General features: G+C 58.8%; 25 protein-coding genes and 1 pseudogene. 19 read left to right on the top strand and 7 right to left on the bottom strand.

Features of this window, described 5'->3' with window-relative positions:
* Positions 1–46 precede the first annotated feature (46 nt).
* From ROSERS_RS07215 to ROSERS_RS07150, 14 genes are all read left to right on the top strand, one after another.
* Positions 47–289: a hypothetical protein gene (locus ROSERS_RS07215; protein WP_011956146.1), complete on the top strand. Its 243-nt coding sequence runs from the start codon at positions 47–49 to the stop codon at positions 287–289.
* Between the two features lie 82 nt (positions 290–371).
* Positions 372–842 (top strand): TadE/TadG family type IV pilus assembly protein, encoded by a 471-nt coding sequence (locus ROSERS_RS07210; RefSeq protein WP_011956145.1) that lies wholly within the window; start codon positions 372–374, stop codon positions 840–842.
* A gap of 3 nt (positions 843–845) precedes the next feature.
* On the top strand, positions 846–1,274 hold the full coding sequence (locus ROSERS_RS24000) for a TadE/TadG family type IV pilus assembly protein (RefSeq protein ID WP_011956144.1): 429 nt from the start codon (positions 846–848) through the stop codon (positions 1,272–1,274).
* Positions 1,275–1,294: 20 nt separating this feature from the next.
* Positions 1,295–1,918, top strand: a complete 624-nt coding sequence (locus tag ROSERS_RS07200) for a Tad domain-containing protein (protein ID WP_011956143.1) — start codon at positions 1,295–1,297, stop codon at positions 1,916–1,918.
* 18 nt (positions 1,919–1,936) lie between these two features.
* A complete protein-coding gene (locus ROSERS_RS07195; protein WP_011956142.1) occupies positions 1,937–2,209 on the top strand; it encodes a hypothetical protein in 273 nt (90 codons plus the stop codon).
* The gene (locus ROSERS_RS07190; RefSeq protein WP_041333233.1) at positions 2,178–2,861 is read left to right on the top strand and encodes a hypothetical protein; all 684 of its coding nucleotides are present in this window, start codon (positions 2,178–2,180) and stop codon (positions 2,859–2,861) included. The genes ROSERS_RS07195 and ROSERS_RS07190 overlap by 32 nt, the downstream gene beginning before the upstream one ends.
* Positions 2,862–2,864: 3 nt before the next feature.
* Positions 2,865–3,671: a polymorphic toxin type 37 domain-containing protein gene (locus ROSERS_RS07185; protein WP_011956140.1), complete on the top strand. Its 807-nt coding sequence runs from the start codon at positions 2,865–2,867 to the stop codon at positions 3,669–3,671.
* Between the two features lie 14 nt (positions 3,672–3,685).
* A complete protein-coding gene (locus ROSERS_RS07180) occupies positions 3,686–4,339 on the top strand; it encodes a hypothetical protein (RefSeq protein WP_011956139.1) in 654 nt (217 codons plus the stop codon).
* Between the two features lie 92 nt (positions 4,340–4,431).
* Positions 4,432–4,773 (top strand): hypothetical protein, encoded by a 342-nt coding sequence (locus ROSERS_RS07175; RefSeq protein ID WP_011956138.1) that lies wholly within the window; start codon positions 4,432–4,434, stop codon positions 4,771–4,773.
* A gap of 405 nt (positions 4,774–5,178) precedes the next feature.
* Positions 5,179–5,370 (top strand): hypothetical protein, encoded by a 192-nt coding sequence (locus ROSERS_RS07170; RefSeq protein WP_157040996.1) that lies wholly within the window; start codon positions 5,179–5,181, stop codon positions 5,368–5,370.
* Positions 5,371–5,374: 4 nt separating this feature from the next.
* On the top strand, positions 5,375–5,890 hold the full coding sequence (locus tag ROSERS_RS07165) for a hypothetical protein (RefSeq protein WP_011956137.1): 516 nt from the start codon (positions 5,375–5,377) through the stop codon (positions 5,888–5,890).
* Between the two features lie 225 nt (positions 5,891–6,115).
* Positions 6,116–6,295 carry a hypothetical protein gene (locus ROSERS_RS07160; protein ID WP_041333226.1) on the top strand — a complete coding sequence of 60 codons (180 nt, stop codon included), beginning with the start codon at positions 6,116–6,118 and terminating at the stop codon, positions 6,293–6,295.
* A 71-nt stretch (positions 6,296–6,366) separates the two neighbouring features.
* Positions 6,367–6,855, top strand: coding sequence for a polymorphic toxin type 24 domain-containing protein (locus ROSERS_RS07155; protein ID WP_041333223.1), 489 nt, complete (start codon positions 6,367–6,369; stop codon positions 6,853–6,855).
* Between the two features lie 39 nt (positions 6,856–6,894).
* Positions 6,895–7,368, top strand: a complete 474-nt coding sequence (locus ROSERS_RS07150) for a hypothetical protein (protein WP_011956135.1) — start codon at positions 6,895–6,897, stop codon at positions 7,366–7,368.
* Positions 7,369–7,409: 41 nt separating this feature from the next.
* On the opposite strand, the gene ROSERS_RS24825 is transcribed toward ROSERS_RS07150, so the two are convergent.
* Together ROSERS_RS24825 and ROSERS_RS27325 are read right to left on the bottom strand one after the other, a co-directional pair.
* Positions 7,410–8,467, bottom strand: a protein-coding gene (locus ROSERS_RS24825; RefSeq protein ID WP_085979421.1) for an IS5-like element ISRfsp3 family transposase whose coding sequence is annotated in 2 segments (ribosomal slippage) — positions 7,410–7,936 and positions 7,936–8,467 — 1,059 coding nt in all. Because the reading frame shifts where the segments join, the coding sequence is not laid out codon by codon here.
* Positions 8,468–8,917: 450 nt separating this feature from the next.
* Positions 8,918–9,731, bottom strand: a pseudogene (locus tag ROSERS_RS27325) (IS5 family transposase).
* A 458-nt stretch (positions 9,732–10,189) separates the two neighbouring features.
* Here ROSERS_RS27325 and ROSERS_RS07125 point away from each other — a divergent pair.
* The 3 genes from ROSERS_RS07125 (at position 10,190) to ROSERS_RS23985 (ending at position 13,294) form a co-directional block, all read left to right on the top strand.
* Positions 10,190–10,780 (top strand): hypothetical protein, encoded by a 591-nt coding sequence (locus ROSERS_RS07125; RefSeq protein ID WP_041333217.1) that lies wholly within the window; start codon positions 10,190–10,192, stop codon positions 10,778–10,780.
* 167 nt (positions 10,781–10,947) lie between these two features.
* Positions 10,948–11,349, top strand: coding sequence for a hypothetical protein (locus ROSERS_RS07120; protein WP_011956132.1), 402 nt, complete (start codon positions 10,948–10,950; stop codon positions 11,347–11,349).
* A 19-nt stretch (positions 11,350–11,368) separates the two neighbouring features.
* A complete protein-coding gene (locus ROSERS_RS23985; protein WP_011956131.1) occupies positions 11,369–13,294 on the top strand; it encodes a peptidase S8 in 1,926 nt (641 codons plus the stop codon).
* Between the two features lie 109 nt (positions 13,295–13,403).
* On the opposite strand, the gene ROSERS_RS07110 is transcribed toward ROSERS_RS23985, so the two are convergent.
* The 5 genes from ROSERS_RS07110 to ROSERS_RS07090 all read right to left on the bottom strand — a co-directional run bounded on the left by ROSERS_RS07110 (position 13,404) and on the right by ROSERS_RS07090 (position 19,560).
* Positions 13,404–14,498, bottom strand: a complete 1,095-nt coding sequence (locus ROSERS_RS07110; protein ID WP_011956130.1) for a histidine kinase dimerization/phosphoacceptor domain-containing protein — start codon at positions 14,496–14,498, stop codon at positions 13,404–13,406.
* Between the two features lie 170 nt (positions 14,499–14,668).
* A complete protein-coding gene (locus ROSERS_RS07105; protein WP_011956129.1) occupies positions 14,669–15,841 on the bottom strand; it encodes an aminotransferase class V-fold PLP-dependent enzyme in 1,173 nt (390 codons plus the stop codon).
* Between the two features lie 519 nt (positions 15,842–16,360).
* On the bottom strand, positions 16,361–17,560 hold the full coding sequence (locus ROSERS_RS07100; protein WP_011956128.1) for a radical SAM protein: 1,200 nt from the start codon (positions 17,558–17,560) through the stop codon (positions 16,361–16,363).
* A complete protein-coding gene (locus ROSERS_RS07095; protein ID WP_011956127.1) occupies positions 17,557–18,492 on the bottom strand; it encodes a pseudouridine-5'-phosphate glycosidase in 936 nt (311 codons plus the stop codon). Before ROSERS_RS07095 ends, ROSERS_RS07100 begins: the two co-directional genes overlap by 4 nt.
* A gap of 54 nt (positions 18,493–18,546) precedes the next feature.
* Positions 18,547–19,560: a GHMP family kinase ATP-binding protein gene (locus ROSERS_RS07090; protein WP_011956126.1), complete on the bottom strand. Its 1,014-nt coding sequence runs from the start codon at positions 19,558–19,560 to the stop codon at positions 18,547–18,549.
* 172 nt (positions 19,561–19,732) lie between these two features.
* Between ROSERS_RS07090 and ROSERS_RS07085 the strand changes: the two genes are divergently transcribed.
* Complete coding sequence (locus ROSERS_RS07085) at positions 19,733–21,055, top strand: hypothetical protein (protein WP_011956125.1); 1,323 nt, start codon at positions 19,733–19,735, stop codon at positions 21,053–21,055.
* Positions 21,056–21,113: 58 nt separating this feature from the next.
* A complete protein-coding gene (locus ROSERS_RS07080) occupies positions 21,114–22,310 on the top strand; it encodes a radical SAM protein (RefSeq protein ID WP_041334912.1) in 1,197 nt (398 codons plus the stop codon).
* Positions 22,311–22,319 lie beyond the last annotated feature (9 nt).

Raw genomic sequence — 22,319 nt, 5'->3', positions numbered from 1 at the left:
ATCAAGCAGGAAACAATACTGGCAAACCAGAAGGAGGAAGAAGATCATGGCGGACATGACACTGGCGGCATACGTGTGGTTGCAGACCAAACTGCACAGCCTGCGCACGGCGGTTGAGGAGCGAGCGGAGAATGAGGCAGGTTTGAGCTCGGTTGAGTGGGTGGCTCTGATCGCTATCGTAGTGACACTGCTGGCAGCCATCGGGAAAGTGTTCGAAGCGCGTGGCGGGGAAATTGGTGCGGCTGCTGTGGAAACGTTTACCAATTGGGTCAGGAAACTCGGCAGCTAATGCGTGGCGTGTGACGGTGGGCGCTGCGCATACCCTGCGCGGCGCCCTTTTTTGTGACCATTGATGATGTTTCTTGAGTACGATGATGCAGAAACAGCGCTATCTTATCATCAAGGCGGCGAGCGCACTGGCTGGGAACGAGCGCGGCGCAGCAATCATTGAATACATCGGCTTCTTTCCACTGGTGTTGCTTGTTCTGGTCATTGCCTGGCAGTTTGTGCTGGTTGGCTATACCGGAATCATTGCTGCCGGTGCAGCACGTGAAGGTGCACGCGCCGCTGCGACGCGCGAGAACGTCGACCGTGCGGTGCGGAACGCCAGTCCGGGATTCGACGGTCGCCGCTGGTGGCAACCGCTGGCGGGGTATCCGTGCAGCGCTTACAGCAGCCATCCGGTGACGATTCAGGTTCAACTGGAGGTTCCTCACGTGCTGTTTCCATTCGTCGGCAGCCTCGGCAACTATCCAAAGGTGACGCAACGCGCTACGGTGCGCTGTGAGCCGCCGCCGATCGCCAGGGTCGATGTGAATCCTGAGCGGATGCGCGAGGTGTGAAGTATGGGAAGTATGCTCTCACAGCCATCGGTGTTCATCAGGCGATTGACACGTGATGAGTGCGGCGTCGAGTTGATCGAATTCCTGGGATTCGTCCCGATTGCGATGCTTGTAATCCTGATCGCCTGGCAGTTCATCATGGTCGCCTATACCGGTATCGTTGCCGCTGCAGCGGCGCGTGAGGGCGCCCGCGCCGCTGTGACTCTCGAGGACGTCGGGCGTGCAGTCATCTGGGCGAGTCCAGGTTTCGACGGTCGTCGTCAGTGGCGCGTGTCGGGGGGGTGCCCCTACTATGCAGGGAATGCGGTGACGGTTCAGGTTCAACTGGAGACGCCACATGTCGTCTTTCCGTTTCTTGGGGCGCTCGGTCGCTATCCCAGGGTGACTGCTGAGGCGAGTATGCGGTGTGAACCACCGTTTGACGCGCCCTGACGAAACCAGGAGGCTGGCATATGCGACAGATGGTGCATCTGATACACGACGACCGGGGCGGCGTCGGTTTCAATCTGCTCTGGGTCTGCTTTATTATCATTTTTCTGATCCCATTCTTCTGGGATGTTGGAAGTGTGCATTATGCGCGTCGTTTTGCAGGAACCGGCGCTGACGGCGCTTCGCTTGCGGCTGCACAGGAGTACGCGCGCCATTTGCAGTATGTGCCAGCGTGGAATGGCATATGGTACGGTCAATGTCCACACGAGTGCACTCCACAGCAAGTGGTGCTCCGTTATCGCGGATTGCCCGCCTTTGGCGCGCCGCCCGGCATCGGGTATGGGCAGGCTCAGCAGTATGCCGCGCTCAATCGCGACGAACTGACTGCCTATAGCTCGTGGCCGCAATTTGCGGGGCGCACGGTTCATGGCGTGCCCATTCCGTGGATTGTCGTCTATGTCGAAACGCTCCGTCCAGTGCATACCGCATACGGTCCGATCTACGGACGCGACTTCGAGGCGCCGAACCGCGCCAAAGCGGTGGCATACCTCTGGCGCTGGCATAGCTGGCCACGACGATGCAACAAATGGTGCACCACCTACGATTTTACGTTCGAGTGGAAGATCACGCTTGATAAAGCGCGCTGATTCTCAATCAGGAGGTGGATGATGTGCAAGCAGGAGGAAGCACGCACAGGAGCGTTGTTGTCGGAATGGGACGATTTTGTCGACCAGGTTCAGAGCGATCTCGAATGCTGGTGGCGCGGTCCGGCGGCAGCGCCGTTCGTCAGGGTCGGTCAGATGGTCGCGGAAGGATCGTCTTGTGTGCGTGTGCCGCATCGTGCGAAATCCGCAAGACGACAGGCATCGTTGAGCAGCATTATTATCCAGAGGAAGCGCCTGCTCTATGAAGAAGATACGATGGCTTTGCTGCGATGAATCCGGTATTGAGACGGTTCAGTGGCTCGCCTGGGGCGCCGTTCTGCTGATCCTGATCGCTGTCATCTATGGCGTCTTCAACGGAAATGCGCGTTTACGCGCCGCGATCCGGGGTACGACTGCTGTGCTCGCAACACGGTTTGGCAGCGATATTGGCGCTCGCGGACCGAATGGCGCGGCGCCATGCCTGGACGGTCCTTTCTCAGTGCAGCGGTGCAATGGTGCATCGCAGATATCTTTCACGCCGGTTCAGCCGATCGTGTTCGATCCGCGTACACAGTCGTATGTGGTTTTCAGCCCCATTGAGCGGTTGGTCATCAAGCCGGCGGCTGGTGTTCCGACAGTTGCCGATCCGCGCACCGGCGAGTTGCTCCTGTTCGACACTCCGCATCAGCGCATTATCCGTGTCAACCTGATCGAGCAACGCGTGATCGCCATTGATCAGATAACCGGGGTGGCGACGCCGCTGCCGCTGGAGGCGCTCCTGCAGCACCGATTGATCGAGATACAGGTGATCGATGCGCCTGCTATCGCGCCGCTGTCGCTGGCGACGCTTGGCGTACCACGCGTGCTGCCCGATCGCCTGGCGTTGCTGGCAGCGTTCGTCGGCGGCGCCGGGTTGCTCGGGCTGGCGCGCCGTGGCGTGCAATAGGGGATGCTCGCCAGCGGCGGCGCGGCGGCGAACGTCCCGCCCTGGCTGGCGGCGCTCGGACAGGTATTCCTGGGACTGTTGATCGGCGTCGGGGCGCTCCTGGCGCTGGCCGCGCTCATCTACGCAGGCGCCGCGCTCCTGGCAGCAGTGGGCATCGGCGCCGCCCTCAGTTTCGCTGCTGCGTTGGCGGTCGCCGCCGTCATCCTCGCGGTCGGGTTCGTGGCGCTGGAGTTCTCTGAGCGCATGCAGGCATTCCGGGCGCGGCGCGGCGAACCGGGCGTCGGGGAATGGCTGCTGATCGCCGGACTCAGCCTGGCTGCGCTGACCGGCGTCCCCCAGATCATCGAGGCGCTGCGCGGCGCACAGTTGGTGAGCGAGCAACCGCTGTCCGAAGGTGAACGCTGGCGCCTGGGGCTCGGCGGCGTGGTACAATTGGCAGTAATGCTGGCGGGCGTGCGCGTGGTACGGTCGCGGCTACGAACGCGCCCGGCGCTGCAAGGAACCGGCGCCGGGACGGCGCCCGCGTCCCCTGCGCCCGCTCAAGGACGCAGCGGCGGAGCGCCAGCTCCGGCGCCGAAGCGCCCCCCGCTCCCTGATGATCCTGCTCAACCGCCTGCTCCCGGTTGGATGTGGCGCGGCAAGGATCCGCCAGGCGGCATTAAGGGGGCATGGTACAATCCCAGCACTAAGGAAAGTCTCCATCCCGATCTGCAGCACCCGCCGCCCATTGGACCGCATTGGGACTACAAGGATGCATCAGGAACCAGATGGCGCGTCTTCCCTAATGGGCGCATGGAGCCTGAAAAGTGAAGCAGGAGATGACCATGATGATCACCCGTCGCCTGCTCGGCGCTGCAGCGCGTGATTACATCCGCGAGCGCCTGGATGACGGACGCACGCTCTCTTCGCTCGTCCTGGCATTGGTCGATCTTCAACGCGGCGCCTGTTGGACCTATCTCCCGACAACGGTCGCGGAGGAAGCGGTCACTCGTTTCGACGCGAGCGTGACGGGTCCCGGTCTCCGGTTTTGGGACCCCGCCAACGCAGTGTGGGTGGCGCCGGTGGACACGCGGCTGCAAGAGCCCGTGATTGACGATATTCAGGCGTATCTTGCACAGGGACCCGAACGCGCATGCGTGTTCGAGCATCAACTTGCCGCACCTGGTGATCCCTGGCTGCAAGGATTGACCATTCCCCACTTCTTTTACAATGACGAGGTGTATCTTTGCCTTCACGGGGGTGTACAGGAACGATCAACGATCGCCAAAGCCTTCACGGAGGCAGGCAGCTTCAACACTATCGGTTTCTTGATCAGCCATACGGAAACGGCGTTGCCACCGGCGTCGGGGACCTCTGTCCCGCGCGATGCGCTAGTCTGTCTGGCGCGCAGCGTTACTGCACTCTTCGTGGAAGCCTTCGATGGCGAAGGGTGCGTCCTCTGGTCGGCTCAGAGCGAATCGTTGACAGCATCCAAATAGGCATTAACACGACCAGTAGATCGGATCGCCAGTCCTGGCGTCCGTGGCGGTGCGCCGCCCGCGCTCCCGCTTGCGCCAACGGAGGATGCGCCATGACCGAAATATCCGCACGCACACTCTTCTGCTTATACCGCGATACGGTTGCACGCGCCACCAGTGCGATCCTGAGCAAAAGCGACGACGAGATCGCCTATGACCTCTTTGAAGAGTTCGATGTCGGAGCGCACTCTTTTTTGCACGAGGAGTCGCTTGCCCGACTGCACCGCGCCGGGCTCCTTTCCGCCGATGGAGTGTCGCTCAGTCGGCAGTTGCGCGCACGGTGGCTGGCGCTGCAAGACCACGACTGGTCGATAGCGGAGATCAGAACCCATCCCGCCTGGCAAGACCTGTTTGCCCTGGGAGATGCGATCATGCAGCGACTTGGCGCGGCGTAAATGTTCGGTCTGTGGGAGAAATATATGTCAGGTGCGGGCACTTGGGAAGAAGTCGCGTGCTGCTTCTGTGGTTTGACTCTTCCGGAGGCGAGCGCAGCGTTATTGGTGATCTACCCGGCGAGCGACCGGGAGGAGTCGCAAACCCTCTACGCACATCGCCGCTGTTTGTCGCAGAGACTGCATCCAGGGATACCCAGACATCCGGATCTTACCTCGCAAGACCGCCCGAACATCAAACAGGACGTATGAGCGTGATCAGCAAAAAGACGGCGCCCAAAACCGACTGAGATGCGCCGGGAGCCAGCGCCTGAAACTTTGCCGGATCCCGCAGCGGCACGGCGCGTAGCCATTGCAACTGCAACAGGTGCAGGCGTCGGCATGTTTGTAGGGGGTATTATTGGGGCAATGGCTGGGGGTGCTGGCGGCACGCCGGTCGCCCCTGGCGTCGGAACGGTCGGGGGAGGGCTGGCAGGGGGTGCAACAGGTGCACTCGAAGGGGCGGCGCTCGGGGGGCTTATCGGAGGTGCAGTGATGGGCGCTGCACAGGCGGTCTGGGAATGGATGAATAACGCTTCCGTCGAACAGAGAGGAGAATGACGTTATGGATGCCGATCCGAGAGACATTGCATCGCTCCTTGAATCTGGCGTGTCCATCCCTGCTGAAACCGTTCGTCTGTGGATGAATCTTCCCGATCTGAACGTCCAGGGGCTTGCTTTCGATCTCCTTTTTGGCCACCTCGAAAAGGTGGAAGGCTCGATGAGCGATGAAGAGCGAGATGCGTTCTTCTTAAGATACCTGGAACAGTGTCTCCGTGACCCGGCAGACGGGGAACACGCATATGAGCGTTACATGGCCGGTGACGCACTACGAGCCTGGTTTCAGCGGCTATGGAAACGCAGGCCAGACACGGAACATACCTTGATATCGATTCGGGAGATGCTCCGTCGGGCATGTCTCGAGGGAGATGAGGCGACCAGGGATGCGGTGATTACCGCTGTGTTAGAACATCTCTTTGTGGACGCCGATGTGGCGGCGTTCTTCCGGTCGTGGGAGCGCGACGCTCGTCTCCGTGAAATCTACAACGAGGCGATTTACCTGGCCTCGAGTATGCAATGAACCGCTTCTGCCCGCCATCCAGAGTTGACCGGCGTTCGAACGAGCTACTCGCCGGGATTGAGGATTTTCATGAGGATTGTTGCGGCGCGCAGCTGCGGATGCAGAGTTGGGCGGCATGTTGGAGCGCGTCACTATGATGAGGCCGCCGCGCAGGCATACCGGGAAGCCCTTAGATTAGAGCCTTGATATGTCCCTGCGCTGGTAAATCTTGCCGGGTTATATGGTGTGCCTGACGATGTCGGAGCGCTGGAAGAAGCGCTCTCCTGCTGTGAACAGGCCGCGCGTCGCTATCCGGCACGATCGCGCTGGATCGAACTGGCGCGTCTCTATGGTGATGCCGGGCGCGAGGCGGACGCGCAGCGTGCGACAATGCACCGGCTTCTGGCGCTGACCTGCCCGGAATAGCCGACGGGGCGCGGCGGGACGCCGGGGTGCGCCGACTGGGGAAGCGATGCGCAACACGCGGGACGCAGGAGGTGGCGAAGGAGTTGCTGAACGGGCGTGGAGCGTGGCACGGCGCACAGTTGGTGAGCGAGCAGCCGCTGTCCGAAGGTGAACGCTGGCGCCTGGGGCTCGGCGGCGTGGTACAATTGGCAGTGGCGCTGGCGGGCGTGCGCATAGGGTTGCGGTCGCTGGGGCGGCGAGGTAGCGGAGGCGCTTTGCTGCCTCGCACACTCGCCAGTCGTGTTATTAGCGAAGGGCGACAGATTCGTGGCAAGTTTCCTCCGACCGCCAGCGCCAATGAAATTCTCTATCGGGCTGACACACGCGGCAGAATTACTCACTATCAGGTATATGGCGCTGATGGATTGCCAGTTATGCGTGTGGATGTAACGGGAAAACCTCACGGCGGCGTCGCTGCTCCGCATGTTATCGAGTTTCAGCGTCATCGAGCGCCCGATGGAACGATTTATGTTCGCCCAAGTCGTAAGGCACGGCCTGCTCGTGCTGACGAGATTCCGTGACAACGCATCGCTGGTCATTATCGTGAGAGAGAGGCTCTCATGCATCGAGAGACCATCGTACACTATCTTAGCCTGACGCCCGCTTATCAGCGATGGTGTATGCATGCGCCGTCCGAATCGCGTGATCTGGCGAGCTATACGGCGTACCTAGCGCGCGTGGATCATCTGCTGTGCTACCTTCCTATCCTCTATCCGACATTTGTGAGCGTCGATGACCTTATTTTGCGGGCTGATGCGCTGCCGGATGATTGGAACGCATTCATGAGCCAGGCGCGGGCTGCACACTGGTCGCCGCGCCAGATTGAGTATGTCGTTAATCATCTGCACGTGTGCGACGTGTTTCTGAACGATCCCGACTACGACGCAATTCCGCTCGAAGTCTATGGCTTTCTCGCCGATGTCATCGCCGATCTCTGGCGCAAACGGCTCCAGGACGCATTTCCGCAACGGCGGTTCGAGGTGGGGGTGACGGAGCGAGATGCCAGTCCGGAAGTGTATGCTGTGCAGGCCTGATCTCCGAACGATCCGTGATGTAGGCGCATCAGTAGACTTCATCAAGATTCGTTTTGATTTTTGGACTGCTTTTTGCGTTTCAGCCAAATTCGGAAGTTATGCAGCCCGCAACATGTTTCCATGACCATATCCCGAAATTCGGAACAACTGAAGCGGATAATGTCGTGAATGATTCGATACCGCTTGATATCGCCGATAACATGTTCAATACGAACGCGAACGGATGAGATACGCCGGTTTTCCTCCTTTTCCTGCGGCGTGAGGGTTCCATTGCGCGGCTTCTTCTTTGGCTGCATAATCTGGACGCCAGGCAGGGTAAATCCTTGAAATCCGGCGTCTTGATAGAGAATGCTCGCGTTTGGAAGGGTGTATCCCGCTTCATCCGCAATACATTTATCGTGGACCCTTCCTTCGTAGGTGTCACTCAAAAAGTGAATAGAGCCAAACTCATCAATGATGAGAACGTTCTTAAGCGTATGTCGTTTCTTCTTACCGCTGTAATACAACTCCCGGTCGACTTTGTCGCTTGGACGGCGAATGGGACGTTCTACGCCGTCATGGATAAAAAGGGGGGCGCTTTTGTCGCATGCGACGGTTCTTCACACGACGGTTCTTCACACGACGGTTCTTCACACGACGGTTCTTCACACGACGGTTCTTCACACGACGGTTCTTCACACGACGGTTCTTCACACGACGGTTCTTCCTGCAATCGCCTCGCCAGGTCGTCGGCAGTGCGCGCAGGCAGGAGATTTTGCTGTGAAAGCGCATAGTTCAGCGCTCCGTGCAAAAGATGCACCCATTTGCTTACGTTTGATTGGCTCATTTGAAAGAGGTGTCCGTGCATCACTTGCGTTGGGTTTTGTTTTAAGTAGGTCAAAATAAAGAGCAATTTATCTTCTGTTGTCGGAAGCGGCGAGTTTGCATACGAGACGTAGCGACGACAATATCGGACGCGGCCATCAATCGTGCGACGTTTCATATACGCTTCAAATGCGGCGTGGAAGATCGGAACCAGCGCGTGGAACTCTTCAACGGTCAGTCCGGTCATAGAGCGTAATTTCTCCGGATTTTCGATAATGGATCGATACTTACACATCGTTTTTCTCCATTTTCAGATTGTACAAAAATAGTATATCACTAAATCTTGATGATGTCTAGTGGAGAACATTCTGACCGAATTGCACCTTCGAGACGCAACCGCAACGGGATGGACTCTTTGCATTATTGGCAAAACGAAGCATCCAATTATGCAGAGCGGGCTGATGTTCTTCAGGACCTGCTTATGGAGAAAGCAAGATCAGGAGGTTAATGATGGATGAAACCATTATCTATTTTCTGCGGGATTTTACAGCGCTCTTATATGAACGAGCCAGAGAAAGCAAGGAGCGATGCAAGTCGGTTCGAGAGCAGCCTGACAATACAGCCAGTGCTGACTTTGAATGCGGTCGCGCCCTGGCGTATTATGAGGTGCTATCGACCTTTGTCCATTAAGCCAAAATTTTCGGCACTCCTGGCGATTTGATCGGCCTCAGAGCGTGATCAAAAACTAACATCTCGGATAGAGCCGATTCAGGAGCATTGCGATAGAACCAAGATAAAGAAAGGCTTCGCTTGATTCTGGATTGCGGTTGTATTCTTTACTCGCCAAACGGTTGCGTCCCGCCCACGCAATCGAGCGTTCCACCACCCATCGCTTCGGAATGACGGCAAATCCCTTTTGTCCAGGCGGTTTTTCAATGATATTCAGGCGTATCGCCGTATTCTGTTGCAGCCACTTATCTAACCCTTGTTTATACCCCTCATCCACGCGAATCTCTTGCATTCGTGGAAATGCGTGATGATGTGCGGCGAGAAGCCATTCTGCGCCTTCCGTATCTGAAATGTCCGCCGGATGGACGAGTACACGCAACAAGAACCCATTCGTATCAACCCAAAATTGCCGTTTGCGCCCATTGACCTTTTTTTCCCCCGTCATAGCCGCGCTCGCCGCCTGCTTCGGTCGTTTTGACGGATTGGGAGTCCAGGACGCTCATGGATGGCTCCGGGTCGCGGTTCAGCGCTTGTCGCGCCAGTTTGCGCAGCGTATCATTGATTTTGATAAAGGTTCCATCACGATTCCATTTGTCGAAATAGTACCGAACCGAACTCATCGGCGGAAAATCTTTCGGAAGCATGCGCCATTGGCAGCCCGTGCGATTTTTGTACAGCAGGGCGTTGACAATCGCGCGGCGATCGATGTCGGTCGGGCGGCCGCCGTTGGGCGACGGGGTGGCGACGAGTGGCGCGATAGCAGCCCATTGCTCATCGGTCAGATCGGTCGCATAATTCGTTGGATAGGATCGAAGTGCACGTCGTGGCATACCAGATTGCTCCTTATCAGAACGGCATGGTCACTATCATGATACCACAAATCCGGTTTTCTGATCGCCCTCTCACAAACATCGATCCCGATCAACTGCTCAGCTAGATGCTCGGAGCGGCAGCTCGTTCACCCGCCGGATAGCGTACGATCCTGCGGCTGGAGGAGCAACGACCCAGGACGGAACACACGATGGTTCCCCAAGCATAGCTGGAACCGGCTCATTATAGCAGTTCTCACAGAGGTTGAACCTCCTCGAACAATCGCAGTCACTCTTGCACTCCCCGTGCGGCGACCGCCATGCATGGCAGTCTGAGAGAAGACATCAACCATCGTCCGTCGTCGAGCGCGACTCCGCTCGTGCGGGCTAATGGAGATTGAGAAATAAATCCGCTATACCGCGCTAGCCGTGGGGCTGAAGCCCTCGGCTATGCAAGGCAAAGCCCGCCTGCGCGGGCTATGGCGGATTATTTACTCAAAGACCATAAGCCCTCTCTGAGCGCACGGAAGCCCCCTGCGGGGCTGGCATGTCTGTCACCCTTCCCTATGCCGGGGGGCGCCGGGTTGATCCAGCCCGCAGGGCTTGCCCGACCTCAGCCAGGGCTTCAGCCCGCCGCAGACGTCCGACGATGGAACGCTCCAGAAATCCAGACAAGGGTCAACGTATCTGAGAACTACTGTAATCTGAGCGGCGATGAGCTTCAGGATTACCGTGCTATTCAGCCGTACCTGGAGCAGGTCATTCGTTCCGGCAAGAGCCGGGTAGTCCGTCCAACTCCAGATGGACCTCTCGTGAAATTCACGGCGACCGTCAAGGGTGAGCAGGTGGTCGTCACGGTCATTCAGATTGACAACACCGTCTTCAAGATCAGCAATGCGTGGGTGCAAACAGGGGGGCAAACACCAGATGAGCCAGCCATTTTTTCGCTCCAGCGCGGACTTCGAGCGTCTGATGCGGTACAGGGCGCCAGCGTGTTAAGCGGTAACACAAGGAACACGAATAGTCAGATCGGCGCGGCGCAGATCAACTCATTTTGTTTACAGCATTGATACATTTGTGACGCCCTCCCATGCTATGATGGTGATGCCTGCTCACACGGCTTCATCCCTGCCAGGCAATTCGGTGCAAACGATGTATCGATGGAGATGTGCATCGACCAAACATCACGCTGTGGAGAGGGTTCGTTTCGGGTAAGGCGGACTCAGGAGGAGGAACGATGCCGGTGCAACTGATGAAGGATGTCGTGACGTGGATGATGACCGTGATCATCGTACTTGGCTTCCCTGCCTGTTCGGGCGTGATTGGTGGCCAGGATGAAATCCTGATCGGACTGACGAATGATGCTGCGCGGTTCGTCCTCCAGCCGCAGCAGCCCAACCCCGTCAACACGGGACTGCCATCGCTCGATGCACTCAACCGGAAGTGGCAGGTGCAGCACATGACTCCCGTGTTTCCCGACGTATCTCCCAACGATGCTGCGGCTCTGCGCTACGGTCTCGCAGGCGTTTACAAACTGGCAGTGCCGAGGGGAACGAATCTCAGGGCCATGATCCGGGAGTATCAGTCGGATCCGAATGTTGCGTATGCCGAGATCAACACACCTGTGGAAACGAAGTGAGGAGAAAGGAGATTGCCCGATGCGTCGTCACCTGTTCTTCGTCTTCATCGCTCTGATCGCTCTGGTGCTCAACCGCACCGACTCGGGTATGGCGGACACGTCTCAATCTGCGGCGCCTCCGGCATGGGAAGGCGCCTTCGTGCCGAATGAGATCCTTATCGGCTTGAAGCCGGAAGCAGTGGCGCAGCTGACGCAACCAGACGCGCGATCCGATGCAGTGGGGGTTGCTTCGCTGGGAATTGCATCGCTCGACCGCCTGAGTCGCCGGTATCATGTACAGGCGATTGTACCGCTCTTCGATGAGATCAGCCCTGCCGATCAGATCGCGCAAAACTACGGTCTCGATGGCGTCTACAAAGTCGTTGCACCGATCGGGGTCGATATCTTTGCCATGATCGCAGACTATAGCGCCGATCCGGCCGTTGCATACGCCGAGCCAAACCGCATCTATCAGGTAACGGGGATCCCCAACGATCCCGACTTCAGGAGACAATGGGGGCTGCACAACACCGGACAGACCGGCGGACGCGCCGATGCTGACATTGATGCGCCGGAGGCGTGGGATATCACAACAGGATCGTCCTCGGTGCTTATCGCGGTGATCGATACCGGCGTGGATTACAACCATCCTGATCTGCGTGGTGGTCGAGTGCGCACTGATATCGACCGCGATTTTGCCAACAACGACGAAGACGCAATGGATGACCACGGACACGGCACCTTCGTTGCTGGCATTGCTGCCGCCAGTGCGAATAACGAGCAGGGGATTGCCGGCGTCTGCCCTGATTGCCAGGTGCTGCCGATAAAAGTGTTAACTAATGATGGCAAGGGTTCGGCAGACGTGGTAGCCAGGGGCATTCAGTATGCCGCTCAGGCTGGCGCCAGGATTATCAGCATGAGTCTGGGCGCGCCGTCTCATTGTGGTTGTTCACAGACAATAGCCCGCGCGATCAACTACGCATTCGATCGTGGCAGTCTGCTTATTGCAGCATCTGGAAATGACAGGGACAAACAACGCATCAGTTATCCGGCCTCCTCACCGCGTGTCATGTCAGTGGGAGCGAGTGATCATAATGATCAGGAAGCGCCCTTCTCCAATCGCAACAGTTACCTCGATATTATTGCGCCGGGAAAGGATATTTACAGCCTGAAATCCGGCGGCGGCTACGTTACGGAAAGCGGCACTTCGGCGGCAACTCCCTTCGTTTCCGGTGCGGCTGGACTGATCTGGTCTGTCAATCCTCAGTTGAGCAATGTGCAGGTCTGGTGGCGACTCTATCACTCGGCGGATGATTTTCCTGCGCAACGTTCCGCTCAGACCATCGAGACCGCACCGACCCCTGAAATAACGGTCGATCCGGCACGCCTGGTCTTCCGGGTGTACCTGCCGACCATGTCGCGTAGCCGTGTCACCTTTGGCCGTCTCAATGCGCGCCAGGCGCTCGATATCTCCGGCAGCGGTCAAATGTTTGCACCGGTCGATACGTGCAGCGGCGAGCCTAAGAATTGTGCTCCGGGCTGCGGCGCAGAAGTGGCGCTTACCGGCTCAACGACGGGATTGCACGATCTGGAGGTGTTGCGCCGCTTCCGCGACGAGCAACTGGCTTCCAGTGTGACAGGACAGCGCTGGATTGAGATCTATGAACATCACCGTCTGGAACTTGCAACGTTACTGGCAGGTGACGCACAACTCCGCACGCAGGCGCGGGAGGCGCTCGATCTCTGGCTGCCCCTCATTCGCGCACTGGTGGAGCCGGGTTCGGAGGTTTCTGCGATTATTCAACCTGAGCATATCCGTACAGCGCGTCTGCTGATCGAGAACCTGAGCGTCCGCAGCAGCCCTGAGATGCGGCGCGATCTGGACGAAGCCACGAAGGTTGTGAATCGGGCAGAAACCTATATCGGTCAGGATGTGCGTGTCTTCTGGAATGTAATCACGAGGTAATCACGAGGTCAGGCCAGCCGTGATGCTGCGCAGGAGTGTCTTCTCCCGTGGGTGTTTATTGCACCCACGGGAGCTAAAGTCCTGCGATAAAGCAACGATACGATGCTTTCTATTTACTGAACGGCTCATCAGAATCTTCGCCGCTCGAGGGTGCTGCCGCAGCGTCAGGGCGATTGGCGGTTTCGTCGATTGGCGCGTTAGACGGCGCGACTGGTTCGTTCCAGGTGATCTCTGAGGCGTCTTCGCGCTGGCGGGAAGACGTTTCCACGACGGCAGACGACGCTTCAGTCGCTTCGCAGACGCCGATGGGTTCATTGCCGCTTCCAGCGGGCAACGGGGTGAAACGCGAGGTCGTCTTGATCCGCTCATCGGTTCCCGGTGCAACGATGTTCAACTGCTGCTGCACCAGGTTGTGCAGTTCCGCCAGTTCGTCGGCTATGGACGCCGGGTCGTCGCGCATGCGCTGGCGAATGGCATCGAGCCGGAGGTTGAGGTATGCCAGGGTGTGTTGCATACCGTCGCGCAGATCCGTCAGCGCCTGTTCACGGCGCTGAAGTTCATCCAGGCGGTGCAGCAGCGGCGTTATCCGCTCGATCTTCTCCTGGGCGGCGCGCAGGTCGCGTTCCAGTGCAGCGCGCATCTGCCGGTCATCGAAGAAGAGCCGGATGTACAGAAAAATGACCGGCAGCCATGCGATGAGCGCCGTCAGTCCGGCGACTGTTCCCCAACGTTGCGTCGCCAGCGCATCGTACAGTCCAATCGGTTCCGCCAGGGTCAGCAGCATGACCGCAAACGGCAGGCGCCAGCGGAATGGATCCGCTGCCGCCGCTGTCTGTCCCATCATCGCCAGGATCAGCAGCGCAAACCAGGCGCTGATCGGCAGGAGGGCAATAACCAGGATGCACTCGACCCCCAGAACGATCAGGAGGTCGCGGTAGAGTGGGGGCCATTCGCCGGTTCCGCGGCGCACCGGCGCCCACAGCCAGCGATGCGCTATCAGGAAAGCCAGGGACAGGATCAGTATCCAGAGACCGCGCACATTCCACAGTCCACCGCGCTGTGCTGCGTCAAATAAGCCTGCCCCTACTGCAACCGTTAGAAACGCATCCCAGAACATCGCAAAGTGGCGCTGCCATTCGGGAGCGCCAGCATTCGATGGAGGGTTGTGTACAGAAGTGGTTGCAGCAGTCGGATGATTGGTCATGCCGGGTTTGAACAGAGACGACCGGATGTGAGCGTGCCATGCATCGGGTGATCGGTGACGGGCGATGAGCTGTGCAATCTGCGTTATGGTACCACGAAAGCCGGTTCCGCGCTATCAGCAGAAGCATGGCGCGTGGCAGCCGTGGTAGCAAGCGATATCAAAGACCGCACTTACAAACGTAAGACTGCTCGCAACCCTTCCAGCAACCGGTCGATGTCTGCCGGTGTGTTGTATGCCTGAATGGAGATCCGGATCAGCGGGGCGCTTTCCCAATCGAAGCACGGAACTTCGATACGGAATTCATTCCACAGGCGCGCCTGAACTTCTTTCGGGTCGCACGGCGGGAGTGGCAGGGCGCGCATCTGCATCCACCACGCCTCGCCATCGGGGGTAAGCGGCGCACATCCGGTCAACCCGGCAATGCGCCGGGAGGCATCCACCAGGAGCGCATGACAGGCGCGGCGCACGGTAGACCAGTCGTTGGCGGTCTGGAAATCGATTGCCGCCGGAACGCTGAGAAACGCCGAGGGATCATCAGTCCCCATCCACTCGTAGTAGTCGCGGAAGGAGGCGCCTTCCGGGTAGGCGAGAAAACTCGAACGCATCGGCTGGCGCGGTTGCCACCCCCAACTGACGACCAGCGGCTGGAGCAGCGCCTGATGATCTGGACGGGCGTAGAGAAATCCAGCGCCTTTGGGTGCGCAAAGCCATTTGTGACAGTTGCCGCCGTAGAAATCTGCCCCAATCGCCTGCATATCCAGATCGATCTGCCCCAGCGCATGCGCGCCGTCGATGACGGTGATGATGCCAGCATCCCGCGCGCGCTGGCAGATCGTCGCAATCGGCATGATCAGTGCGGTTGGCGAGGTGATGTGGCTCAGCGTGATGACTTTTGTGCGTTCAGTAACGCCGCTCCAGATCTGTTCGACAATCGCGCTATCATCATCGACCGGCAGAGCAACCGGTTGCGGAATGTAGACGGCGCCGCGCTGATCGCAGACGTAGCGCCAGGTGCGTTCGACTGCGCCGTATTCGTGATTGCTGCCCAGAACCTCATCGCCCGGTCGAAGATCGATTGAGCGGGCAACGATGTTCATCGCATAGGTGACGTTGGGCACAAACACGACATCATCGGGCGCAGCGCCGATGAACGCTGCGAGACGCGCCCGCGCTTCCGCCAGTAACCCGTTGAGTCGCCGACCTAAAAACTCGACCGGTTGCATTTCAAGGGTGCGCTGCCATTGCTGGTATGTCTCGAATACCGGTCGCGGGCAGGCGCCAAAACTGCCATGGTTGAGAAACGTTATGTCGCGTCGCAAGAGAAATTGTTCGGAGAGATGCATGTGAGAGAACCGAGAACTGAGAACCGAGAACCAAGAACCAAGAACCGAGAACCAAGAACCAAGAACCGAGAACCAAGAACCGAGAACCAAGAACCGAGAACCAAGAACCAAGAACCGAGAACCAAGAACCGAGAACCAAGAACCGAGAACCAAGAACCGAGAACCAAGAACCGAGAACCAAGAACCGAGAACCGAGAACTGAGAACTGAGAACCAAGAACCGAGAACCGATCTCGCTGTATTACGTTCAACGTTCAACGTTCAACGCTTAACACTCAACGTTCAACACTCAACGTTCAACGTTCAACGCTCAACACTCAACGTTCAACGTTCAACGTTCAACACTCAACGTTCAACGCTCAACGTTCAACGCTCAACACTCAACGTTCAACACTCAACGTTCAACGTTCAACGCTCAACACTCAACACTCAACGTTCAACACTCAACACTCAACGTTCAACGCTCAACACTCAACGTTCAACGCTCAACACTCAACGTTCAACACTCAACACTCAACACTCAACACTCAACGTTCAACCCCCTCGCCCCCGCCAGTTGCCCACATGCTGCCGCAATGGAGACGCCGCGCTCGACGCGCACAGTGCAGGCGATGCCACGCTCGCGCAGGATGCGTTGAAAGGTCAGCACACGACGGCGCTCCGACCGTCCCAGCGGCATCCCCGGCACCGGATTCCACGGGATGAGATTGACGTGCACCAGGTGGAGGGGTAATGGCGTCGTTCCTGCTTCACCATGGAGCAGCGCCGCCAGTTTCGCCGCATGCTCCGGTTCATCATTCTTCCCCTGCAACAGCACATACTCGAATGAGACCCGCCGACCGGTTGCCGCCAGATAGTCGCGGGTCGCCTCAAGAAGCGCGGCAAGCGGGTAACGGCGGTTGACCGGCATTAACGCGCTGCGCAGGGCATCATCGGGGGCGTGCAACGAGATCGCCAGGTTGATCGGCAGCGTCTCTGTCGCCAGACGGCGAATACCCGGAATCAACCCGACTGTCGAGACGGTCATGCTGCGCGCGCCCATGTTCAACCCACGTGGATCATGGAGAATCTCCACTGCGCGCCACCAGCGATCATAGTTCGCAAATGGCTCACCCATGCCCATGAAGACGATGTTCGACAGTCGTGAGACGGAAATGCTCCGCGCCTCGGACGATCCCTGATCCTCCAGCGTGTCCGGCGTCCACCAGGAATCATCATCGGGAGGCGCGAGGGAGGGTGAGATGCAACGTTCGGCGGCAAAGCGACGCATTTCGCGCGCTGCCCAGACGACCTGTGCCACGATGTCGCCCGGTGACAGATTGCGCAGCAGTCCGAGTGTTCCGGTAGCGCAGAAGACACACCCCATCCCGCACCCTGCCTGCGTCGAAACGCACACGGTTGCGCGGTCGGGGTAGATCATCAGCACGCTTTCGATCAACACGCCGTTCTCCAGGCGGAAGAGCGCCTTGCGCGTCAACCCCTGGTCCGCCACATGCACCTGTTCCGGCGCCAGCGGCGCCAGGCGCGTTTCGGCAACCAGACGTTCCCGCAGCGCCAGGGGAAGGTCGGTCATCGCCAGGGGCGAGTCGACCAGGTTGACGTACAGTTGACGGAATATCTGCCGCGCGCGGTAGGCTGGCTGTCCCCACGCCGTCATCAGGCGCTCCATTTCCGCCAGCGACAGATCGTACAGATTTGGCAGGGTATCCTGGTTCATCATATGCCTGCAATCGCTGTCGCCACCTGCGCGGCGATCCGCGCATTCTGGCGCAACAGCGCAACGTTGGCGCGCACGCTCTCGCCCTCTGTCTCGCGTGCCAGCGCCGCCAGGAGAAATGGCGTCACCGCCGGACCGTGAACACCCTCTTTCACTGCACGGTTGAGGGCACGCTCAATCGCAGCCTCTACCACTGCACGATCAATGGCATCCTCCACAGGCGGCGGCACTGCCAGCACCATACCGGCGCCGCCGAGCGCGCGGTGCGCTTTCCACGCACGCGCAACAAACGACGCATCCTGCGCATATGCGACTGGCAACCCGCTCGATACGCTGTAGAATGCCGGGAACTCAGCGGTGCGCCAACCCAGCACTGGCACGCCGCCGGTCTCCAGGTACTCCAGCGTCGCTGGCAGGTCGAGAATCGCTTTGGCGCCAGCACACACCACCAGCACCGGTGTACGCTCCAGTTCCGTCAGGTCAGCGGAAACATCCCATGTCTCGCGTGCACCCCGATGAACGCCGCCGATCCCGCCGGTTGCGAATACCTGCACACCCGCCAGATGGGCAAGCGCCATCGTTGCCGCGACAGTTGTCGCTCCATCGCCGCCTGCCGCAACCACATATCCAATGTCGCGGCGCGACACCTTCAACGGAGGATGGTGCGGATCGGGGTGGGCAAAACGCCGGATTGCCGCCGCGTCCATGCCAACGGTCGGCACACCCGCAACGATCCCAACCGTCGCTGGAACTGCGCCCTGATCGCGCACCTCCTGCTCCATCGCAAGCGCAAGTTCAAGATTGTGCGGATAGGGCAATCCGTGAGAAATGACCGTGCTCTCCAGCGCAACCACCGGCTGCCCGGCATCGAGCGCCGCCTGCACTTCGGCAGAAACCGCGATTGAAATGCCTTTACGGTCGTGTTCGAGAGTCATACCAGCGCCTGCCAGACCATGATACCACTGTCCCGCCGAAACCGGAAATGCCGGTTATGTTTCCTCAACATCCACACTCCAGGCATGCACCCCCTGGGTTGTGAATGAGAAATGCCGGATCTGCACCCCTGCCTCGATCAGCACCCGCTCGAGTTCGAGCCGGCGGTCGAACGGGCAGGCGAAGACCATAAAGCCGCCTCCGCCAGCGCCGGTAATTTTGCCGCCCCACGCGCCATGACGACGCGCCAGCGCGTAGATCTCTTCGACTTCCGGCGGTGCGATGTAGGGTGAAAAGGCTTTCTTCACCTCCCATGCATCGTGCAACAGTCTGCCGAAATCGGCGATCCGCAGGCTGCGCAGCAGTCGAACCGCTTCATCCACAAAGGCTTTGGTCTCATCGTGATAGCGCAGCGTGTCGCCTTCCTTCAAGCGCCGCACCTGGTCGTCCACCAGGTGTTGGGTGAGGAGTTTGCGACTGCCGATATACCCCAACAGCAGGCAACTCTCCAGTTCGAGCAGCGCGGTTGGATCGTTCAACACCGGCTCGACGATCACCCGTCCCTTGCCAAAATGGTACACACACATACCGCCGAATGCCGCCGCGTACTGATCCTGTCGTCCGCCGGGAATGCCCAGATCGACCCGTTCGATCCGGTAGGCGAGTTCCGCCAGCGTATGCGGATCGAGATTGATCTGGTACGCGGCGCCGATCAACTTCAGCATGCTGACGACCAGCGCCGACGATGAACCAAGCCCGGAGCCAGGCGGCACATCAGAGAACATGATCACTTCGACCCCTTCGGAAGGGGGCATTGCCGCATCGAGCACCGCCTGCGGCAGATCGAGGCGCCCATCCCAGTGACCGGTCGTCTTGCGACTGACTTCCTCCAGGTCGAGCGAGCGGATGATGATCCCTGGTTCGCTGCTTGGGCGCAACATACAGCGCACATATTTATCGATTGTGCAGTTGAGCACCTTGCCGCCATGCTCTTCAGCATAGGGGCTGACATCGGTGCCGCCGCCGAAAAAGCCGATCCGCATCGGCGCTTTGGCTTTATAGATCCGCATGGAACGCTCCTGTATCAACACACGCGCCGCGCAGTATAGCACGTTTTACAAAGGTAGCGCATCCTTAACTCTGCCGCACATGCTTCTTTTCCACAAGGATGTCACATCTGTCTTATGATGAGTTGCGCATCTCACCATAACAATCTCCACTCATCTGGAGAGGAGCAGATGTATGAACAGGAAGCGGAGCAGAACCGTTCACCCGGCGCTGCTGCTGGCGATGGCGGTTGCGCTTCTACTCGTTCTGACGCCTTCGACCGTTGCGGCGGTCGATCGCCGCACCGGTGAGCAGGTTGTGATTGACGCAAGCGAAACGATCACCGACGATCTGATCGTTACCGCCACAACTGTAACGGTCAATGGTCGTGTGATCGGCGATGTTGTGACTATGGCGCAAACCGTTGAAATAAACGGTGTTATCGAAGGGGATCTCCTCGCGCTGGGCGGCGGAGTCGTCGTGAACGGCACAGTCACCGATGATATGCTCGTAGGAGCGGCGATCATACGTCTCGATCCACAGGCGCGCATCGGCAATAACCTGTGGGGAAGCGGCGCGAGCATCGAAACGCTGCCTGGCAGCCAGATAGATGGCTCGCTCTTCTTTGTCGGCGGTCAGGCGTTGCTGGCAGGTACGGTCGAGCGAGATGTTGTGTTTGGCGGGAACAGCCTGCTCCTCCGTGGCGCTATTGGCAGGAACGTCGAGGCAGGCGTCGATGCCGAAACCGAACCAGCCTGGGTTTCGCAACTGCGGGTCGAAGGCATTGCGTCACCACCAGCTGCGCCTGCCGGGTTAACGGTCGATCGCGAGGCACGGATCGGCGGCGATCTGGTGTATACCAGCCAGACACCCGTAACTCCCCCACCTGGAACTGTTGCCGGGCAGGTGCGTTTTACTGAAGAGACGCGGACGCCACCGCCCCAGCCAACCCTGACCGACCGCATTCTTGATCTGATACGGCGCTTTGCAGGATTGTTCCTGCTCGGTCTGATCCTTGTATGGCTGACGCCACACCTCCTGCGTGGAACGACCGATGAACTGGAAACCAGACCGGTCGCCAGTCTCGGTTGGGGGATCGTCAGCATTCTGGCGATTGCGCTGGCATTCCTGGCAGTGATACTTCTCACCATTGCTGCGTCCATTGTGCTGGGAAGTGTGCGACTGAATGGTCTGATGGGCATTGTCGTCGCGGCGGGCTTCCTTGTCGGAATGGCGCTGATCCTGCTGACCATTCTTGCCATTGCATATGTGGCACAAATCGTCGTAGGGTTTGAGGTGGGGCGACAGATCCTGCTGCGTCTCCGACCAGCATGGATTGAGCGCCCATTCGCACCACTGGCGCTTGGGTTGCTTTTGCTGGTCGTAATTACCGCCGCACCTGCTATTGGACAGATGGTGAGCATCGCCGTCATCCTGTTTGGTTTGGGGGCGCTCTGGATGCGTGGGCGCAAGAGCCTTGTGCAACGGACTACCCCGGTGGTTGCACCGGCAGGATGATAAAAAGTTGAGGAGCGACGAGCGGATGCACTGACGCATCCGCTCAATGTTATCTGATATGGTCTTTCGATTCACAATCTATGGCGAACAGGTCACGATCAGCATCAGACCGGGCGCACTCAGTGTGATGTTTGGTATGCATGAGGTGCTCACCTATGATCGTGGCGGTCGGTTGTGGGTGCTGACCCGCGACGGGCGCACGTACAGGCGCGGGCTGAACGGTCATGTGATCGAGAAGTATCACGCAGATAATGGGCTGATCCGGCGTCGGGTGGGCGGTGCTGAAGCCGCCGAACTGATCGACTCGGCGGCGGCGCGCATGGCGAGTCTGCGCGATGCGCTGGCAAAAGAGGTAGCGACACGCGCGGCAGCCAATGGCGCGCTGGAAGAACTTCTGACTATCATCGAGCGCGCGTCATATTTCAATGCTGCAGCGCATGTTGCTGATCGCAAGGCATTCGAGCAGGTGTACGATCCGGTCGGTATTTTACCGCCGGATCAGTACATGGCGGTGGTCGCGCAGGCAACCGAGGGGTGTTCGTTCAACACCTGCACCTTCTGCGATTTTTATCGCGGTCGTCGTTTTCGCATCAAGTCATCCGACGAGTTTCGCGTGCATACCCGCGCGGTGCGCGCGTTTCTCGGCGACTCGATCCTGCTCCGGCGCTCGATCTTCCTTGGTGAGGCGAATGCTCTGGCGGCGCCGACTCGACGGTTGGAAGCGTTCATGCAGATCGCGCGCGAAGAGATCGGCGATCTGCCGATCCATGCGTTTCTCGATGGATTCACCGGCAGCAGGAAAACGGCATCCGAGTATGCGCGCCTGGGGATGCTCGGATTGAAGCGGGTCAGCATTGGTATGGAGAGTGGACACGATCCGCTGCTGACATTTGTGCAGAAACCGTCCAGCGCAGCCGATATTGTGGCGACGGTAACCGAACTGAAGCAGGCTGGCATCGCAGTCAGCGTGATTGTACTTGTTGGACTGGGAGGCGATCGCTTCGCCGCCGGGCATGTCGCCGATACGGTTGCTTTGCTCAATCGTCTGCCACTCGGATCAGGCGACATCGTCTACTTCAGCACACTATCTGAACGCGCCAACGCGCCGTATGCCGACCAGATACGCGCCGCTGGCATACGTCCGCTCAACGATGCAGAACTGCGCGCGCAACGTCAGGCAATCGTGGAACGTTTGAACTTCGGCTCGCCCGGTCCACAGATCGCTACCTACGATATTCACGAGTTCATTTACTGATTGGAGGTT

Source organism: Roseiflexus sp. RS-1, from assembly GCF_000016665.1.
Lineage (GTDB): Bacteria > Chloroflexota > Chloroflexia > Chloroflexales > Roseiflexaceae > Roseiflexus.
Note: the sequence above shows the minus strand (reverse complement) of the source record. Positions and strands in the feature narration are given on the sequence as shown.

Coding starts and splice junctions, on each gene's coding strand:
- ROSERS_RS07120 (WP_011956132.1), top strand. CDS start 10,948: ATGCCGGTGCAACTGATGAAGGATGTCGTGACGTGGATGATGACCGTG.
- ROSERS_RS23985 (WP_011956131.1), top strand. CDS start 11,369: ATGCGTCGTCACCTGTTCTTCGTCTTCATCGCTCTGATCGCTCTGGTG.
- ROSERS_RS07125 (WP_041333217.1), top strand. CDS start 10,190: ATGGCGGATTATTTACTCAAAGACCATAAGCCCTCTCTGAGCGCACGG.
- ROSERS_RS07100 (WP_011956128.1), bottom strand. CDS start 17,560: ATGATGAACCAGGATACCCTGCCAAATCTGTACGATCTGTCGCTGGCG.
- ROSERS_RS07175 (WP_011956138.1), top strand. CDS start 4,432: ATGACCGAAATATCCGCACGCACACTCTTCTGCTTATACCGCGATACG.
- ROSERS_RS07170 (WP_157040996.1), top strand. CDS start 5,179: ATGGCTGGGGGTGCTGGCGGCACGCCGGTCGCCCCTGGCGTCGGAACG.
- ROSERS_RS07190 (WP_041333233.1), top strand. CDS start 2,178: ATGAAGAAGATACGATGGCTTTGCTGCGATGAATCCGGTATTGAGACG.
- ROSERS_RS07180 (WP_011956139.1), top strand. CDS start 3,686: ATGATGATCACCCGTCGCCTGCTCGGCGCTGCAGCGCGTGATTACATC.
- ROSERS_RS07215 (WP_011956146.1), top strand. CDS start 47: ATGGCGGACATGACACTGGCGGCATACGTGTGGTTGCAGACCAAACTG.
- ROSERS_RS24000 (WP_011956144.1), top strand. CDS start 846: ATGGGAAGTATGCTCTCACAGCCATCGGTGTTCATCAGGCGATTGACA.
- ROSERS_RS07210 (WP_011956145.1), top strand. CDS start 372: ATGATGCAGAAACAGCGCTATCTTATCATCAAGGCGGCGAGCGCACTG.
- ROSERS_RS07085 (WP_011956125.1), top strand. CDS start 19,733: ATGAACAGGAAGCGGAGCAGAACCGTTCACCCGGCGCTGCTGCTGGCG.
- ROSERS_RS07095 (WP_011956127.1), bottom strand. CDS start 18,492: ATGACTCTCGAACACGACCGTAAAGGCATTTCAATCGCGGTTTCTGCC.
- ROSERS_RS07165 (WP_011956137.1), top strand. CDS start 5,375: ATGGATGCCGATCCGAGAGACATTGCATCGCTCCTTGAATCTGGCGTG.
- ROSERS_RS07105 (WP_011956129.1), bottom strand. CDS start 15,841: ATGCATCTCTCCGAACAATTTCTCTTGCGACGCGACATAACGTTTCTC.
- ROSERS_RS07080 (WP_041334912.1), top strand. CDS start 21,114: ATGGTCTTTCGATTCACAATCTATGGCGAACAGGTCACGATCAGCATC.
- ROSERS_RS07090 (WP_011956126.1), bottom strand. CDS start 19,560: ATGCGGATCTATAAAGCCAAAGCGCCGATGCGGATCGGCTTTTTCGGC.
- ROSERS_RS07200 (WP_011956143.1), top strand. CDS start 1,295: ATGCGACAGATGGTGCATCTGATACACGACGACCGGGGCGGCGTCGGT.
- ROSERS_RS07150 (WP_011956135.1), top strand. CDS start 6,895: ATGCATCGAGAGACCATCGTACACTATCTTAGCCTGACGCCCGCTTAT.
- ROSERS_RS07185 (WP_011956140.1), top strand. CDS start 2,865: ATGCTCGCCAGCGGCGGCGCGGCGGCGAACGTCCCGCCCTGGCTGGCG.
- ROSERS_RS07195 (WP_011956142.1), top strand. CDS start 1,937: ATGATGTGCAAGCAGGAGGAAGCACGCACAGGAGCGTTGTTGTCGGAA.
- ROSERS_RS07110 (WP_011956130.1), bottom strand. CDS start 14,498: ATGACCAATCATCCGACTGCTGCAACCACTTCTGTACACAACCCTCCA.